17 protein-coding genes are annotated in these 15,926 nt (G+C 65.0%); 6 read left to right on the top strand and 11 right to left on the bottom strand.

What is annotated here, in order from left to right:
* Positions 1-8: 8 nt before the first annotated feature.
* From ISO4_RS04020 to ISO4_RS04005, 4 genes are all read right to left on the bottom strand, one after another.
* Positions 9-1,634 carry an FAD-NAD(P)-binding protein gene (locus ISO4_RS04020; protein WP_142949234.1) on the bottom strand — a complete coding sequence of 542 codons (1,626 nt, stop codon included), beginning with the start codon at positions 1,632-1,634 and terminating at the stop codon, positions 9-11.
* 116 nt (positions 1,635-1,750) lie between these two features.
* The gene (locus ISO4_RS04015) at positions 1,751-2,938 is read right to left on the bottom strand and encodes a fatty acid desaturase family protein (protein ID WP_194855248.1); all 1,188 of its coding nucleotides are present in this window, start codon (positions 2,936-2,938) and stop codon (positions 1,751-1,753) included.
* 9 nt (positions 2,939-2,947) lie between these two features.
* Positions 2,948-4,057 (bottom strand): ferredoxin reductase, encoded by a 1,110-nt coding sequence (locus ISO4_RS04010; RefSeq protein ID WP_194855247.1) that lies wholly within the window; start codon positions 4,055-4,057, stop codon positions 2,948-2,950.
* A gap of 169 nt (positions 4,058-4,226) precedes the next feature.
* Positions 4,227-4,706 (bottom strand): DUF2938 domain-containing protein, encoded by a 480-nt coding sequence (locus tag ISO4_RS04005; RefSeq protein WP_194855246.1) that lies wholly within the window; start codon positions 4,704-4,706, stop codon positions 4,227-4,229.
* Between the two features lie 75 nt (positions 4,707-4,781).
* Between ISO4_RS04005 and ISO4_RS04000 the strand changes: the two genes are divergently transcribed.
* Both ISO4_RS04000 and ISO4_RS03995 read left to right on the top strand, forming a co-directional pair.
* Positions 4,782-5,204: a helix-turn-helix domain-containing protein gene (locus tag ISO4_RS04000; RefSeq protein ID WP_194855245.1), complete on the top strand. Its 423-nt coding sequence runs from the start codon at positions 4,782-4,784 to the stop codon at positions 5,202-5,204.
* Positions 5,205-5,295: 91 nt separating this feature from the next.
* Complete coding sequence (locus ISO4_RS03995; RefSeq protein ID WP_142949229.1) at positions 5,296-5,715, top strand: VOC family protein; 420 nt, start codon at positions 5,296-5,298, stop codon at positions 5,713-5,715.
* A 27-nt stretch (positions 5,716-5,742) separates the two neighbouring features.
* On the opposite strand, the gene ISO4_RS03990 is transcribed toward ISO4_RS03995, so the two are convergent.
* Both ISO4_RS03990 and ISO4_RS03985 read right to left on the bottom strand, forming a co-directional pair.
* Entirely contained in the window at positions 5,743-6,159 is a 417-nt protein-coding gene (locus ISO4_RS03990; RefSeq protein ID WP_194855244.1) for a PaaI family thioesterase, read from the bottom strand.
* Positions 6,160-6,173: 14 nt separating this feature from the next.
* On the bottom strand, positions 6,174-6,593 hold the full coding sequence (locus tag ISO4_RS03985; RefSeq protein WP_142949227.1) for a PaaI family thioesterase: 420 nt from the start codon (positions 6,591-6,593) through the stop codon (positions 6,174-6,176).
* A gap of 122 nt (positions 6,594-6,715) precedes the next feature.
* Here ISO4_RS03985 and ISO4_RS03980 point away from each other — a divergent pair, with 122 nt between their 5' ends.
* Positions 6,716-7,174, top strand: coding sequence for an AAC(3)-I family aminoglycoside N-acetyltransferase (locus tag ISO4_RS03980; RefSeq protein WP_194855243.1), 459 nt, complete (start codon positions 6,716-6,718; stop codon positions 7,172-7,174).
* Positions 7,175-7,186: 12 nt separating this feature from the next.
* Here ISO4_RS03980 and ISO4_RS03975 read toward each other — a convergent pair whose 3' ends face one another.
* Positions 7,187-7,771: a TetR/AcrR family transcriptional regulator gene (locus ISO4_RS03975; protein ID WP_194855242.1), complete on the bottom strand. Its 585-nt coding sequence runs from the start codon at positions 7,769-7,771 to the stop codon at positions 7,187-7,189.
* Positions 7,772-8,011: 240 nt separating this feature from the next.
* Here ISO4_RS03975 and katG point away from each other — a divergent pair, with 240 nt between their 5' ends.
* The 3 genes from katG (at position 8,012) to ISO4_RS03960 (ending at position 11,318) form a co-directional block, all read left to right on the top strand.
* Entirely contained in the window at positions 8,012-10,192 is a 2,181-nt protein-coding gene (gene katG / locus ISO4_RS03970; protein ID WP_194855241.1) for a catalase/peroxidase HPI, read from the top strand.
* A gap of 139 nt (positions 10,193-10,331) precedes the next feature.
* Positions 10,332-10,862: a cytochrome b gene (locus tag ISO4_RS03965; RefSeq protein WP_194855240.1), complete on the top strand. Its 531-nt coding sequence runs from the start codon at positions 10,332-10,334 to the stop codon at positions 10,860-10,862.
* A gap of 6 nt (positions 10,863-10,868) precedes the next feature.
* Positions 10,869-11,318 (top strand): nucleoside deaminase, encoded by a 450-nt coding sequence (locus ISO4_RS03960; protein WP_142949222.1) that lies wholly within the window; start codon positions 10,869-10,871, stop codon positions 11,316-11,318.
* 9 nt (positions 11,319-11,327) lie between these two features.
* On the opposite strand, the gene ISO4_RS03955 is transcribed toward ISO4_RS03960, so the two are convergent.
* From ISO4_RS03955 to ISO4_RS03940, 4 genes are read right to left on the bottom strand one after another with little or no spacing between them, the layout of a single operon-like run.
* Positions 11,328-12,089 (bottom strand): SDR family oxidoreductase, encoded by a 762-nt coding sequence (locus tag ISO4_RS03955; protein WP_194855239.1) that lies wholly within the window; start codon positions 12,087-12,089, stop codon positions 11,328-11,330.
* 16 nt (positions 12,090-12,105) lie between these two features.
* Positions 12,106-12,885: an SDR family NAD(P)-dependent oxidoreductase gene (locus tag ISO4_RS03950; RefSeq protein ID WP_142949220.1), complete on the bottom strand. Its 780-nt coding sequence runs from the start codon at positions 12,883-12,885 to the stop codon at positions 12,106-12,108.
* A 4-nt stretch (positions 12,886-12,889) separates the two neighbouring features.
* Positions 12,890-14,140: an acyl-CoA dehydrogenase family protein gene (locus tag ISO4_RS03945; protein WP_194855238.1), complete on the bottom strand. Its 1,251-nt coding sequence runs from the start codon at positions 14,138-14,140 to the stop codon at positions 12,890-12,892.
* 6 nt (positions 14,141-14,146) lie between these two features.
* Positions 14,147-15,868, bottom strand: coding sequence for a class I adenylate-forming enzyme family protein (locus ISO4_RS03940; protein WP_194855237.1), 1,722 nt, complete (start codon positions 15,866-15,868; stop codon positions 14,147-14,149).
* Between the last annotated feature and the right edge of the window lie 58 nt (positions 15,869-15,926).

The following is a 15,926-nucleotide window of genomic DNA, read 5'->3' as shown; positions in this document are numbered from 1 at the left end:
CCGGTGTCTCAATGCTCGTCGTCGTAGCCGGCTAACCAGGGGCGGCGGCGTTGCGCCGCGCGATGAATCGAGCCGCCGATGGTGGCACCGATTTCCGCGCACACCGCGATGCCCTGCACGAAGGGGCGGTCGTGCATTAGAAACGGCAGTGCCGCGAGCGCGATACGATGGCCGCCGATCTCCGGCACCATCAGCGTGTAGTTGTCGCCCACCGGCGGCAGTTCGTCGCTGTGCGCCAGCAACTGATCCCGCAGCCGGGGGAAGGGCAGGTCGGTGAGGTCCAGGGCCTTCTGCCCGCGGGCGTCGATAAACACCTGAAAGCGGTGCTCACCTTCGGCCGTTTTAATCACGGTGCCGTGATCACCGATGTCCATTTGATACGCCTGGCCCATTGCCAGCACATCGATCACGCCGGCGGCGCGCAATGCCAGCACCCGACGGATCGATTCCGGCGGCACCGCCGCGTAGTTATCGATAAAGACCCGGCGCAGGCCGGTGTTGAAACGTTCCCGGTCGTGCTCGTTGAGATGCGGCGCGATGTCCTCCACCACCTCATGCAGGCGCAGCAGCGCGTAGCGCCACGGCACGGTGTGCCGGTCGCGTTTGTTACGCTCCACTTCCAGCAGATTGCGTTGCGCCCAGCGGAACGGATTGCGCTCGGCGCGGTTGGCGAAATAGGCGTCCGCGAAGGTGTCGGCGTTCTGTTCTTCCAGGGCGATGCCGTCGCTCCATCGCGGGTCCGCATCGCGGATTTCCCGGGCCATCAGGGTGAACACGCGATCCAGTAAGCCTTCGGCGCCGGCATCGATTTCCCTGGTGATGCTTTCTGGCGTGGCGATGCGCAGCGGCTGGTGGGGAATCGGACAATAGAAATCCGCCTCGGGCAGCAGGCCGGACCGGGACATCAAGGTGATGCACAGGTCCGCGCTGTCCCCGTTCAGTTCGAAGCGCAGCGTGCTGTCCGGGGCGTCGGACTGCTCCTGAAAGCAGCCGTGTTGCACCGCCACCGCCATGGCCGCGTCGATGCCGCTGAGCGAGGTGCCCAGCACGCCCACCGCGCCGGCCGGAATGGCGGTGCCGATCAGGCCGCTCCAAGGGCTGGGGAAGTAGCCGGGTCCGCCCTCCGCCGTGGAGGGCCAGACATGGCCGGTGGCGATCACCACGCGGTCGAAGTGGGCCGGCTCGGCGTGGCGGTTGGTCCACAGGCGCAGTGCGTTGTCGCCGGCCTGCAGATCGGTGACCCGGCAACCTTCGAACACCGTTACCCGGTGGTTGCGCTCCGTGGCTTTCGTCACCAACGCCAGAAACTGGGCACGGAAATAATGGCCAAGCAGTACGCGTGGCAGAAACTGCCGGTCGTGCAGGGTCTCCTTGGCCACGCCGTAGCCGGCCAGAAAACCGGCGGATTGCTCGCGCAGCCATTCGAGATAGGTACAGGTTAACGGCGGTATCTCGATGCTGGCGATGTTGGCGAGCATGGCCCGGTGATTGGCATGCTCGTCGTAGGGCATGCCGACGCCCGCCTGGTCACCGGCCTCATAAAGGGTGATCGCCAGCGACTGCTGGCCGTCGATCAGGGCGGCAAGGGTATAGAGGCCGGTGGGCCCGGTGCCGATAATGGCAATGCGCTGCATACCAGGGTCATTTCCGTATGACTGGGGCAACGAGAATGCGCGGCCCGAGGCATTGCTGTCCATCGGGCCATACTTGATTTTACCTTCCCCGAAAGGCGGCGAGCGCCGCCCGCCGGTTACGCCCGCGCCGGCTCCGGCGGCAGGGTGCCGCCCGGGAACGCCAGGCGCAGGTTCTTCAGCCAGGTGGTGCCGAACTGCCGCCATAGGGGCGCGGAGTTGTACGGCAGGCCGTAGCGGTCGGCCAGCGCTTTCACGCGCGGTGCCACTTCCGGATAACGGTTGCTGCACATATCCGGGAACAGATGATGCTCAATCTGGTGGCTCAGGTTGCCGGACATCACATGGAACAGCGGGCCGCCGGTGATGTTGGCGGAGCCGAGCAGCTGGCGGATGTACCACTGGCCGCGGGATTCGCCTTCCACCTGTTCCTCGGTGAAGTTGTAGACGTCGGCGGGGAAGTGCCCGCAGAAAATAATCACGAACGCCCAGATGTTACGGATGATATTGGCGACGAAGTTGGCGCCGGCCACCAGCAGGAACACGGTGAGCGGGGATTCCGGCACGAAGAAGGAGATCGGGATCGACACCAGCGCGGCCAGGCCCGGCCACATGATGTAGTCCTTGCGCACCTGGCCCCAGATCTTGCGGCCGATGTGTTTCATCAGCGGCAGGATTTCCTTGGGTTTTTTCTTGCCTTCGCCCACGTCGATGATCGCCTGCTCGTGCAGGGCCACGCCTTCCTCGAACAGCAGCATCAGCGTTACGAAGTAGAACGGCTGCAGCAGGTAGGCCGGCTTCCAGGGCTGCAGCGGCGTCACGCGCATGATGCCGTAGCCCACATCCAGGTCTTTCTCCAGCACGTTGGTCCAGGTGTGGTGCACTACGTTGTGCGAGTGCATCCAGCGGTCGGACGGGCTCATGGTGTCCCACTCCCAGGTGTTGGACTGGATCTCCGGATCCTTCATCCAGTCCCACTGGGCGTGCAGCACGTTGTGGGCGATTTCCATGTTCTCAAGGATCTTCGCCAGGCCCAGCAGGATCACACCCAGCGCCATCACGATCAGCGTGGTGCCCCAGCCGGCCAGCGCGTGCGGCCAGGCGGGCAGCAGGAACAGGCTGGCGTAGATGGTGAGCCGGCCGAACAGCGCCATGCTGCGCTGAATGCGGATCAGCCGCAGAATATAGAGCCGGTCTTTCTCGCCCCGGGATTCCAGGGTCTCGTAATAGATGGCGTCCATCTCGCGGCCGAATTCGTCGATTTGTTCTTCCGTGAGATCCACGGGTAAACCCTGTCGCTTACTCATCATGACCTCCTAGATGTCCAGTTCGCAGTCGCCGGCGGTGGCGCACACACAGACTTGCACGATGGCACCGGGCTCGTTGATGTATTCGCCGCTGCGCAGGTCGCGCACGCAGCCGGATTTCAAGGTGGTGTTGCAGGTGTGGCAGATGCCCATGCGGCAGCCGTGGGGCGGGTTGAGCCCGGCGTCCTCGGCGATGCGCAGCAGGTTGGTCTGGCCGTCCGCGTCCACGTCCAGCTCGCTCTGCGCGAAGCGCACGTTGCCGCCCACCGCGTCGTCGGGGATCGGCGCCAGCTCAGCGCGGAACCGTTCGATGTGCAGGCGGTTGGAAAGGCCGGCCTCTTCCCAGACTTCTTCCAGGGCGGCCAGCAGCCCCGGCGGCCCGCAGGCGTAGCAGTCCCGTTCGCGCCAGTCCGGGCAGACCTGCTCCAGCTTTTCGCGACTGAAGTAGGCGGCGTTGTCGTCTTCCTTCTGCGTGTGCACTTCGTGCAGGTGGTAGTGGCGGTGCTGCGCGTTCAACTTGCGCAGCTCCTTGCCGAAAATGGTGTCGAACTCGTGCGGCGCGTAATGAATGTGCACCGTGTCCGGCAGGCGCTGCTGCTCGATCAGGCTGTGCAGCATGCTTCTGGCCGGCGTGATACCGCTGCCCGCGGTGATGAACAGCGGCTGAATCGGCGAGGCGTCCGGCAGGTAGAAATCGCCCTGGGGCAGGCCCACCGGAATAAAGTCGCCCACCTTCAGGTTGCGCACGATGTGGTGCGACAAGCGGCCGCCGTCGATTTTCTTCACGGTGATGGTGAAGCGGCCGTCATCGCGCTCCGGCGGCGACGAGATCGTGTAGGTGCGGGTGTAGTGCCGGCCGTCCACCGGGATGCCCACGCGGATGTGCTGACCGGGGCGGTGCAGCCGCCAGTTGGCGCCGGGCTGCAGCGTGATGGTGCGGCAGTCCTTGGTCTCGTCCCACACGTCCACCACCCGCGCGTGCATACGGTGGGTGGTCCACAGCGGGTTCACCAGCTCCACGTAATGGGAGGTACGCAGCGGGAAGGCGAACATGTCGGTGATCGCCGCCAGCCTGTTCAGCCAGCCTTTCCGTGGTTTCGGGTCCTGCGCCTGGGTCATGGCCTGGGCTCCTGTATTCACTCGTTATTATGCTGTTTGTGTACAGGTGTTCACGTTACCTCAGGTTGGCGTGGTTTGGGAAGAGGGCAATTTTGTGCAAATGTTGAGCGGTTCCCCCTATAGCCGATAACAGCACGGTTTTGCCGGCGGTGCCAGGAGAGCGGGCGGCCTAGAAGGGCGCCGCCCAGGCCGCGACATAAAGCCCCAGGCCGAACACTGCGTGAGTAAGCAAGCTTTGCAGGCGCGCGGCGTTGGGCCTGGGGGTTCTCGAGGCGGCGATGCCGGCGCCCATGCCGGGCTGCATCAGAAAGAACGGCGCGGCCACCGTGCCGATGCCCACCGCCAGGGCCGGGCCGAGGGTGGGGCGCGCCGCCCATTCGGCGCCGCCTAACCCTATCAACAGCCCGGCGAAGGCGATGCCGATGCCGTAATGCGCGCTCCAGCCGATCAGGCGCTCGCCCGGTTTCTTTGGCGCGGCGGCGATGTTGTCGTGGCGGAAGCGGCCGTGCGGCATGTGCGCGATCCAGCGGCCGACCAGGCCGTAGTCGAGCCCCTTGCCGCCGAACACTCTTTTGCGCAGCCAGCCCCACAGATCCATGATGGCGGTGGCTCCCACGCCGATAAAAAATATAATCGCTAATAGAGTCATGGCGTCTTCCAGTCGGTGTCTTCGTTGGGCGATGAAGACAGCTTGCTACTTAAAGTCGACTTGAGGTCAAGGGCTATGGATATTTCCGAAGTGGTGCGCCGTTCCGGCCTGCCGGCGTCCACGTTGCGTTTCTATGAACAGAAGGGGCTGATCGCCTCCGTGGGCCGGCGCGGCCTGCACCGGGTGTTCGCCGCCGGCGTGCTGGAGCAGCTTTCGTTGATCGCGCTGGGCCGCGCGGCCGGATTCTCCCTGAATGAAATCGCCGCCATGTTCGGTGCCGACGGGCGCCCCCGGATCGAACGCCAACGGTTGCTGGAGAAAGCCGACGAGCTGGATCAGTCCATCAAACAATTGACCGCCATGCGTGACGGGCTGCGCCACGCGGCGGCCTGTTCCGCGCCCAGCCATCTGGAGTGCCCGAAGTTCCGGCGTTTGATGGGGCTGGCGGGTGCCGGGGTGATCGGCGAGCGACGAAACGGAGCCTCTGGGAAAAAGTAGACGCCCGAATGTCGAAGCCGGGACAGGGGGTTCGACCAGTTCCCGACGCCCGTTGCAGGGCCCCTTTCGATTGCCAGACAGGAACCGAACCATGTCCCGAATGATTTTCGTCAATCTGCCCGTCGCCGATCTCGCCGCGTCCATGGCGTTCTATCAGGCGCTGGGGTTCGAGAATAACCCGCAGTTCACCGACGACACCGCCGCCTGCATGGTGTGGAGTGACAGCATTTTTGTAATGCTGCTCACCCATGAGAAGTGGCGCACCTTCACCGACCGGCCGATCCCGCCGGCCACCGCCAGTGAAGTGTTGCTGGCCCTCAGCTGCGATGACCGCGACATGGTGGATCGGCTCAATGAAAAAGCGGACGCGAGCGGCGGCACGGCGGACATCAATGCGATCCAGGATCTGGGTTTCATGTATAACCGCAGCCTGGCGGACCTGGACGGCCACGTCTGGGAAATGTTCTGGATGGACCCGACAGCGGTGCCGGCGGACGATGCCGGAAGCTAGGGCTAACCCGCTCAAGGAAGGGAGCGGTCATCCGGGTATCGGCACCAGGACCGCGTCACCGGCCGCAAACGGTTCCCCGTTCTCGTCGTTCCAGTCACCGAGCTCGGCGCTGGCGAACACCTGCCGTTTACCGGCTTTCACCACCCGCCCGGTGACCCGGAACGCACCGGCAACCGCCGGGCGCAGGCAGCGCACCGAAAACTGCGAGGCGGTGACGTTGCCGGCCACCGTGGCGGCGGCGAAGCCGCAGGCGGTGTCGATCAGGCCGCCGATCAGCGCGGCGTGCAGGTGGCCGCTGTATTGCGCGAAGTCATCGCGCCGGTCCAGCCGCAGAATGACCCGGCCGGCCTCGGCGTGCTCCACGTGCAAATTCAGCCATTGGTTGAACGGTGCCAGGGCGGAGACCTGGCGTATTCGATTCAGTAGTGCGGTGTGGTCGCTCATGGGACGTCTCCAGATCAACGTTGGACTTTGAACACGCCGGTGGCGCGGGCGCAGGGCTGGCCATCGGCGAGCACGGTGGCGCCGGCGAAGCTGAGGCTGCGGCCCGTGCGGGTGACGTCGGCGCGGAATTCCAGCCACTGGCCGACGCGGGCGCTGCCCAGGAAGTCCAGGTTCAGATTCACGGTCACCAGGCCCTTGAGCGGCGGCAGGGTGCTGTCCTCCAGATGCGGCAGGCAGCTCAGGCCCATGGCGTTGTCGCACAGGGCGGATAACAGGCCGCCGTGGACGAAGCCGCGGCTGTTGGCGTGGGCCTCCCGCGCGTGCACGCCCAGGCTGATGCCGTTGTCGTGGGGGCGGTGATAGATCGGTTCCCAGGGGGCGGTGAAGCCGCTTTTCCGGGTGTGGGGCTGAAAGCCCTCGGGCACGTGGGTCATGGCGATGCTCCGTAATATTAATATAGACCAGTCTATATAATTGCGCTCCCCGGTCAATGCCGGCACGGGTTATGATCCAGGTCGTGCCTCGCCCCCTCAAAACCTGACCACTGGAAAGCCCAATGACCCGCAGCCCTTGCCTGATCCACCGCATCCAACCGGACGACATCGCCCTGATGGCGGGCCTGATGGACGTGTTTGGCGAGGCCTTTGAGGACCGCGAGACCTACGGCGCCCATCGGCCTGACGAAGCCTACTGGCGCTCACTGCTCGGCGGTGATTCGTTCATCGCGCTGGCGGCCCTGGACGGTGACCGGGTGGTGGGCGGTCTGGCCGCCTACGAGCTGAAGAAATTCGAACAGCGGCGCAGTGAGATCTATATCTATGATCTGGCCGTGGCCGAGACCCACCGTCGGCGGGGCATCGCCACCGCGCTGATCGAGGCACTGAAAAAGATTGGGCGGGAGCGCGGCGCCTGGGTGATTTTCGTGCAGGCGGACCACGGCGATGACCCGGCCATCGCGCTGTACACCGGGCTTGGTGTGCGCGAGGACGTGCTGCATTTCGACATTGAGGTGTAGGCGAGTGGCCGTTCAGACGGTGTCTTGGAGCGCATCGATCAGCGCCGCGATCTCCTCGCAGGCGTCGTGGATCGGCGCCGTGTCGCGGGCCACCCGCGCCTGGATCAGGGCGCCTTCCAGAGCGGAGATGGCCAACGACGCGAGGCGTTGGGCTTGGGCGCCGTCTACGTTATCAGGGTCGATCAGGGTGGCGAGGGTCCGGCGCCAGGCGGTGTAGGCTTCCCGGGCGGCTGCCGTGATCGGTTCGGACTGGGGCGTCACCTCCAGCACGGTGGTGGCCAGCGGGCAGCCGTCCCGGTAGCCGGAATCCTTCAGCCAGCCGGCCAGGAGCGCCCCGTAGGCGCGCAGCGCGGCGGCGGGCGTGCGGTGGTCCCGCTGCAGGGTTCGCAGCGTGTCGGTAACCCGGCCACCGGCGTAGCGGACGGCTTCCGCGCCCAGCGCCTCCTTGCCGCCGGGGAAATAGTGGTAGAACGAGCCCTTGGGGGCCGCGGCGAGGCCCAGGATGTCATTGATGCCGGTGGCCGCGTAGCCGCGCTGGCGGAACAGTTCGGCGGCGGCGCGCACCAGGCGGTCGCGGTGTTTGGGGCGGGCTCCCATGGAAGGCGGCTCCGGATTGGACATTCAGTGGACCAGTCTAGATGGAAATTCCCGGCGCTGCATGACCCTTCTTTCACGCGGACACTACCCTTAGTAACAAAAGCTATCAGGGTATTTGTCAGGCTGTATTGGCAGGGTGGGGGTGGAAGGTAATACAAGTAAAATAGCAATGGCGCCCTAACGGCAACCCCGAGCGATGACGGCGCGACTCAGCGCGATGATAAAGCAAGGAGAACGATCATGTCCGAGAGCAAATGTCCCTTCCATAACAACAATATCGCGGGCGGCGGCGTCACAAACCGGGATTGGTGGCCCAATCAGCTGCGGCTGGACATCCTGCATCAGCATTCGTCCATGTCCAATCCGATGGACGAGGACTTTGATTACGCGGAAGCCTTCAAAAGCCTGGATCTGGCGGCGCTGAAAAAAGATCTTACTGATCTGATGACCGACACCCAGGATTGGTGGCCGGCGGACTTCGGCCATTACGGCCCGATGTTTATCCGCATGGCCTGGCACAGCGCGGGCACCTACCGCATCGGCGACGGCCGCGGTGGCGCCGGCACCGGCACGCAGCGGTTCGCGCCGCTCAACAGTTGGCCGGACAACGTCAACCTGGACAAGGCCCGCCGCCTGCTGTGGCCGATCAAGAAAAAGTACGGCAATAAAATTTCCTGGGCCGATCTGATCGTGCTCACCGGTAACGTGGCGCTGGAATCCATGGGCTTCAAAACCTTCGGTTTCGCCGGCGGCCGCGAGGACCTCTACGAACCCGAGGACGACATCTACTGGGGCGTGGAAGATTCCTGGCTGGACGACAAGCGTTACTCCGGCGACCGCGAGCTGGAAAACCCGCTGGCGGCGGTGCAGATGGGTTTGATCTACGTGAACCCGGAAGGCCCCAATGGCGAGCCGGATCCGCTGAAAGCGGCCCACGACATCCGCGAAACCTTCGGCCGCATGGCGATGAACGACGAAGAGACCGTGGCGCTGATCGCCGGTGGCCACACCTTCGGTAAAACCCACGGCGCCGGCGACCCGGAACTGGTGGGCCCGGAGCCGGAAGCGGCGCCGATTGAAATGATGGGCCTGGGCTGGAAGAGCAGCCACGGCTCCGGCTTCGGCGACGACACCATCGGCGGTGGCCCGGAAGTGACCTGGACGCAGAAGCCCACCCAGTGGTCCAACCTGTTCTTCGACAACCTGTTCAAGCACGAATGGGAACTGGAAAAGAGCCCGGCCGGTGCTCAGCAGTGGGTGGCGAAGGACGCGGAAGCGGACATTCCCTACGCCCAGGACAAAACCAAGAAGCGTAAGCCGACCATGCTGACCACCGACCTGTCGCTGCGTTTCGATCCGGAGTACGGCAAGATTTCCCGTCGCTTCTATGAAAACCCGGAAGAGTTCGCCGACGCCTTTGCCCGCGCCTGGTACAAGCTCACCCACCGGGACATGGGCCCGATTGAACGTTACCTGGGCCCGGAAGTGCCCCAGGAAGAACTGATCTGGCAGGACCCGGTGCCCAAGGTCGATCATCCGCTGATCGACGACAAGGACATCGCCAGCCTCAAGGGCAAGATCGTGGATTCCGGCCTCAGCATTCCCGACATGGTGAAAGTGGCCTGGGCGTCCGCCTCCACCTACCGCGGTTCCGACATGCGCGGTGGCGCCAACGGGGCCCGTCTGCGTCTGGAGCCGCAGAAAAACTGGGAAGTGAACGAGCCGCAGCAGCTGGACAAGATTCTGAAGACCCTGGAGGGCATTCAGAGCGAGTTCAACAACGCCCAGTCCGGTGGCAAGAAAGTATCGCTGGCGGATCTGATCGTGCTGGCCGGTTGCGCCGGCGTGGAGAAAGCGGCCGCCAACGGTGGCCACGACGTCACCGTGCCGTTCACCCCGGGCCGTACGGACGCCTCGCTGGAGCAGACCGACGTGGATTCCTTTGAATACCTGGAACCCTTCGTGGACGGCTTCCGCAACTACCGCAAGGAAAAGTATTCCCTGCCCGCGGAACATCTGCTCATCGACCGTGCCCAGCTGCTCACTCTCACCGCGCCGGAAATGACCGTGCTGGTGGGCGGCATGCGTGCCATGAACGCCAACTTCGACGGTTCCAAACACGGTGTCTTCACCGACCGCCCGGAAGCGCTCAGCAATGATTTCTTCAAGGTGGTGGTGGACATGGGTATCGCCTGGGCGCCGCAGTCCGAGGACGATGACTACCTGTTCGAAGGCCGTGACCGCAGCAGCGGCGAGCTGAAGTGGACCGGCACCCGTCTGGATCTGGTGTTCGGCGCCAACTCCCAGCTGCGCGCGCTTTCCGAAGTCTATGGCGCGGACGACGCGGAGAAGAAGTTCGTCAAGGACTTCGTCGCCGCCTGGGACAAGGTAATGAACCTGGGCCGCTTCGACCTGGACTGATCGAAGCGCTGTTACACCGCAACCTGAGGGGCACGCCTGGCGTGCCCTTTTTGTTTTTGTAAGGAAGGTATCAGGCTGGAACCGCCTTACAATCAATGGGTCTATTCAGAAAGGTTCGATTCAGCCAGAGGGGGAAGGTATGCCGATACAGGATTCCAACGACCGCTACGGCACGGTGAGCCGGGTATTGCACTGGGGCATGGCGTTGCTCCTGGTGTGGCAGTTTCTCAGCGCCGGCGCCCACGCGCTGCTGTCCGACACCGCCGTGGAAGAATTTTTCTGGGGCACCCACAAGCCGCTGGGTTTCCTGCTGTTTGTTCTGATCATCCTGCGTGCCCTGTGGGCGCTGATCAATCTGTCCCGGCGCCCGCCGTCAGTGAGCCTTGCCGCCAGGTTGGGGCACCTGGCGTTCTACGCGCTGCTGCTGGGCATTCCCGCCTTCGCCCTGCTGCGCCAGTACGGCGGCGGCAAGCCGTTCGAGCCGTTCGGCATTCCGCTGATGGGCGGTCTCGGCGGCGAGGAAATCGAGTGGATGCAGGTGCCCGCCAATCTGTTCCATGGCTGGGCCGGCTGGTTGTTGTTGCTGATGATCGTGGGGCACATTGTCATGGTGGCGCGCCATCGCAAGGCGGCGGATCAGACCGACGTGCTGCCGCGCATGTGGGGGTGACGGATTATGAGCTTGGACTATGCGGCGATGTTGCGCGTGGCGCTGGACGAAGCGCGGCAGGGGCTTGAGGAAGGCGGCATCCCGATTGGCGCCGCCCTGTTCCGTGCCGACGGCACCCTGCTGGGCGCCGGCCATAACCGCCGCGTGCAGGAGAACGACCCGTCCGTGCACGCGGAAACCGACGCCTTTCGCAAAGCGGGCAGACAGCCCAACTACCGGGATACCATCATGGTTACCACCCTGGCGCCGTGCTGGTACTGCAGCGGTCTGGTGCGCCAGTTCAAAATCGGCACCGTGGTGGTGGGGGAGTCGCGGACGTTCGCGGGCGGCGTGCAGTGGCTGCGTGACAACGGGGTCACGGTGATCGATCTGGATGATCCGGAAGGCGCGGCGTTAATGGAAAATTTTATCCGCGACCATCCGGCTCTTTGGAACGAAGATATCGGTGAAGCCTAGCGGCGGCCTCTACCGGTACTTGCGGTTGAGTTTGCGCATGCCGCCGATCCAGCGATCGTAGTTTTCGGTTTTGTTGCGCATGTATTGCAGCACTTCCTTGTGCGGCAGCACCAGGAAGGTTTCCTGCTCAATGGCCTCCAGGCAGGCCTGGGCCACCGGCTCCGGATCCATCATGCCGTCCACGCTGGCCACGTGATCTTCCTTGCCTTTGGTCATGTTGGTGCGCACCGCCTGCGGGCACAGCACCGATACCTTGATGCCGTCGTCGCCGTAGGTGAGCGCGATCCATTCCGCCAGGCCCACGGCGGCGTGCTTGGTGACCGCGTAGGGCGCCGAGCCGATTTGCGAGAGCAGGCCGGCGGCGGAAGCGGTATTGAGAAAATAACCGCCGCCGCGCTCGATCATCTTGGGCGCCAAATGGCGCGCCGCGTAGATGTGCGCCATCACGTTGATGTCCCAGATTTTCTGCCACTGGTCGTTGGCCACTTCCGGGCCGCCGGGCACGGAGATGCCGGCGTTGGAGCAGAACAGATCAATCGGGCCCACGTCGTTCTCGGTGTCGTCGATCAGCGCCTTGATGTCGTTCTCGTTGGAGACATCCACCTTGCGGCCAATGCCGTCGACCATCTTGGCGGTGGCTTCCGCGCCATCACCGTCCAGATCCACGCAAATAATCTTCTTGGCGCCGGCCTTGGCGAAAACCTGCGCCAGCGCGCGACCAATGCCGCCGGCCGCGCCGGTGACCACCACAATTTTATTTTTGAGTTCCATAAACCTTCTCCTTACATCAGCTCCACATAAAGGAGCCGCCGCAGACGGTCAGCGCCTGGCCGGTCATGTAGCGGCTGGCGTCGGAGCCGAGGAACACGGCCAGGCCTTCGAAGTCGTCCGCTTCGCCCAGGCGGCGCAGCGGAATCTGCGAGTTGGCGCGCTTCACCGCTTCCGGGTTGTCCCACAGCGCCTTGGCGAAATCGGTGCGCACCAGGCCCGGGCAGATGGCGTTGGCGCGGATGCCCTGGGGGCCGTACTCCAGCGCCAGGTTGCGCACCAGGCCGATCAGCGCCAGCTTGGAGGTGCCGTACACGCCCAGGGTGTCGGACGGTTTAAAGGCGCCGACGCTGGCGGTGAACATCATCGAGCCGTTGCCTTTCTCGATCATATCCGGCGCCACCAGGCGCGCCAGCCACAGGTTGGCCTGCACGTTCACCTGCATGGTTTTTTCGTAGGCGTCGTCGGGAATCTCGGAGATCGGCCCGTAGTGCACATTGACGCCGGCGTTGCCGACCAGAATGTCCACCGGCCCGGCGAGCTGGTGGGTTTTCTCCACCAGCGTCTCCAGTTCCTGTTTGCGGCCGGCGTTGGCGGCCACCCCGTGCACGCGCTCGGCGCCCACCGCCTGGTTGATCTCGGCGGCGGTCTCATCGAGCGTTTCCTGGGTGCGCGCGGAGATCACCACGGTGGCACCATGCGCGGCCAGGGCGTGGGCCATCGCTTTGCCCATGCCCTTGGAGGCGCCGGTCATCAGCGCCACCTTGCCGGTCAGATCGAACAGCTTGGTCTCCACCATGGCGTTATGCTCCGGTCTGGTTGTAGCGGTTCACTTCGTTGCGGGCGACCACGTTGTGGTGCACTTCGTCCGGGCCATCGGCCAGGCGCAGGGTGCGCTGCTGCATGTACATCTCGGACAGCGGCGACCACTGGCTGACACCGGTGGCGCCGTGGATCTGGATCGCCTGGTCGATGATCTGGCAGCACTTCTCCGGCACCATCGCTTTCGCCATGGACACCCAGATGCGCGCTTCCTTGTTGCCCATCACGTCCATCGCCTTGGCGGCTTTCAGTACCACCATGCGCATGGCTTCGATTTCGATGCGGGCGCGGGACACGATTTCCATGTTCTTGCCCAGGTTGATGATTTCCTTGCCGAACGCTTCCCGGTTCAGGCCGCGCTCGAGAATCAGGTCCAGGGCTTTCTCGGCGGAGCCGATGGAGCGCATGCAGTGGTGGATACGGCCCGGGCCCAGGCGCAGCTGGGAAATCTCGAAGCCGCGGCCTTCGCCCCACAGGATGTTCTCTTTCGGCACGCGCACGTTATCCAGCTTGATGTGCATGTGGCCGTGGGGCGCGTGGTCGTGGCCGAACACGCGCATCGGGCCGAGCACGTGCACGCCGGGGGCGTCCATGGGCACCAGAATCTGCGACTGCTGGCGGAAGGTGGGCGCGTCCGGGCTGGTCTTGACCATGCAGATCATGATCTTGCAGCGCGGGTCGCCGGCGCCGGAGATATAGTATTTCTCGCCGTTGATCACCCAGTCGTCGCCGTCCAGCACGGCGCTGGTTTCAATGTTGCGGGCGTCGGAGGAGGCCACCTGGGGTTCGGTCATGCCGAAGCAGGAACGGATCTCGCCGGCCAGCAGCGGCTTCAGCCACTTCTCTTTCTGCTCGGGGGTGCCGACGCGCTCCAGCACTTCCATGTTGCCGGTGTCCGGCGCGGAGCAGTTCAGGGTCTGGGACGCCAGCGGGTTCTTGCCCAGCTCGAAGGCGATGTAGGCGTAGTCCAGGTTGGACAGGCCTTCGCCGGTTTCCGCGTTGGGCAGGAAGAAGTTCCACAGGCCGGCTTCGCGGGCCTTGTTCTTGGCGGTTTCCAGCAGCTCCAGCTGGCCGGGCGCGTAGCTGAACCGCTCGGCGCGGCCTTCGCCCAGACGGTGGAATTCCTCGGTGATCGGGTCCACGTTCTCGCGGATGTGCTTGGCCAGGGCGTCCAGCAGCGGGCGCGCGTCTTCGGACATGGCCAGGTTGTTGAGATCGGTATCGTTACCCATGGGTGTTTACTCCTCGTTGATGGGGGCGCCCGCCTCGGTGTCGGCGGCCAGGCATTGTGCGCGCAAAGCGCGGCGGTCGGTTTTGTCGGTGCCGCCCCGGGGCAGCGGGTCGCTGCGCAGCCAGAGGCGGTCGGGAATCTTGAACGCGGCCAGGTGGTCCGCCAGGAAGGCTTGCAGCCCGGCCTCGTCCACGCGGGCGCCGGGCTTGAGCTGCACGCCAGCGCCGACGATCTCGCCCAGGCGCTCGTCGGGAATCGGGAACACGCCGGCTTCGGCCACGTCCGGGTGGCGGTGCAGGGCGCCTTCCACTTCCAGGCAGGCGATGTTCTCGCCGCCGCGGATGATGATGCTCTTCTTGCGGTCGACGATGTAGATCAGGCCTTCCTCGTCGATGCGCGCCAGGTCGCCGGTGTACAGCCAGCCGTCGCGGACGGTGTCGGCGGTGGCCTCGGGCTGGTTCAGATAGCAGCGCATATTGGCGGCGCTTTTCACGGTCAGCTCGCCGATTTCGCCGGTGGCCACTTCCTTGCCGTCGCCGTCGACGATGCGCATTTCCTGCAGCGGCGGGGTCGGCCGGCCGGCGGCTTCCGGATGAGCCACATAGTCCGGCCCGCCGATCAGAATGCCCAGGGCGTTGGTTTCGGTCATGCCCCAGCCGGAGGCGATGGCGGCGGCGGGGAAGGCTTCGGCGAGCTGGCCCACCTGGGCGGCGGGCCGCTTGGCGCCGCCACCGCCGATCGCTTCCAGGGTGTCCAGGCTTTCGCCCAGGGCGCGGGCGGTATCCATCAATTCGGCGGACTGGGTGGGCACGCCGGTGAAGCGGGTGATGCGCTCGCGCTTGATCAGACGCACCGCCTCTTCCGGGTCCCACTTGTACATCAGGGTCAGGGTGGCGCCGCTGGCCAGGCCCTGCAGGAAATTCGACTGCAAGGCGGTGACATGGAACAGCGGCGTCACCACCAGAAACGACGGCGGCTGCACCTTGTCCGGCTCCGGCAGGGGCGGCGGCGGGTCCGCCACCAGCGGCGCCATCAGCCGCGCCATGATCCAGGAGTACACCGCCGAGATCGCGCCGCGATGGGTGAGCACCACGCCCTTGGGGTTGCCGGTGGAGCCGGAGGAGTACAGCACGGCGAAGTCGTCGTCCGGGGCGATGGTCACATCCGGCCAGCGGTCGTCGCGGCCGCCGTCGCGCAGTTGTTCATAGCGCGGCCGGCCGGGCAGGGCTTCGGCGTCACGCACCGCGATCAGCGCCAGGCCGTTGTCGGCGGCCAGCCTCTCGATGCGCTGGTGGCGCGGGCCGTCGGCGAACACCACCCGGGCGCCGCAGTCCGTCAGGCCGTAGGCCAGCTCCTGCTCCGACCACCAGGCGTTCATCGGCACCGCCACCGCGCCCAGCGCGGCCACCGCCAGAATCAGGATCGGCAGCTCCGGGTAGTTGCGCATGGCGATCGCCACCGGGTCGCCCTGGCGCACGCCCAGGTCGTCGGCCAGGGCGTTAGCGACGCGCCGCACCTCCCGGCACAGCTCGGCGTGGCTCCAGCGTTCGTCCTGGTAGACCAGGGCGTCGCGGTCCCCATAGGCGGGGGCGGCGTCTTCCAGCAGCACGCGCAGGTGTGCCGGGGCGTTGGCGAATACCGGATAGCGGACTCCGCCGATCACCGCCTCGGTGAGCGCGAAGCGGGGATCGCTGGCGGCGATATGCGCCTGGGCGTCTTCGGGCGTCAATTGTTCTCCTTATGCACGGCGAGCGCCGTGGGCTGGCTGACACTTGTCAGGAATCAAG

The organism is Alloalcanivorax venustensis ISO4, from assembly GCF_015356855.1.
GTDB lineage: Bacteria > Pseudomonadota > Gammaproteobacteria > Pseudomonadales > Alcanivoracaceae > Alloalcanivorax > Alloalcanivorax venustensis.
This window is presented reverse-complemented; position numbering and strand designations above follow the sequence as displayed.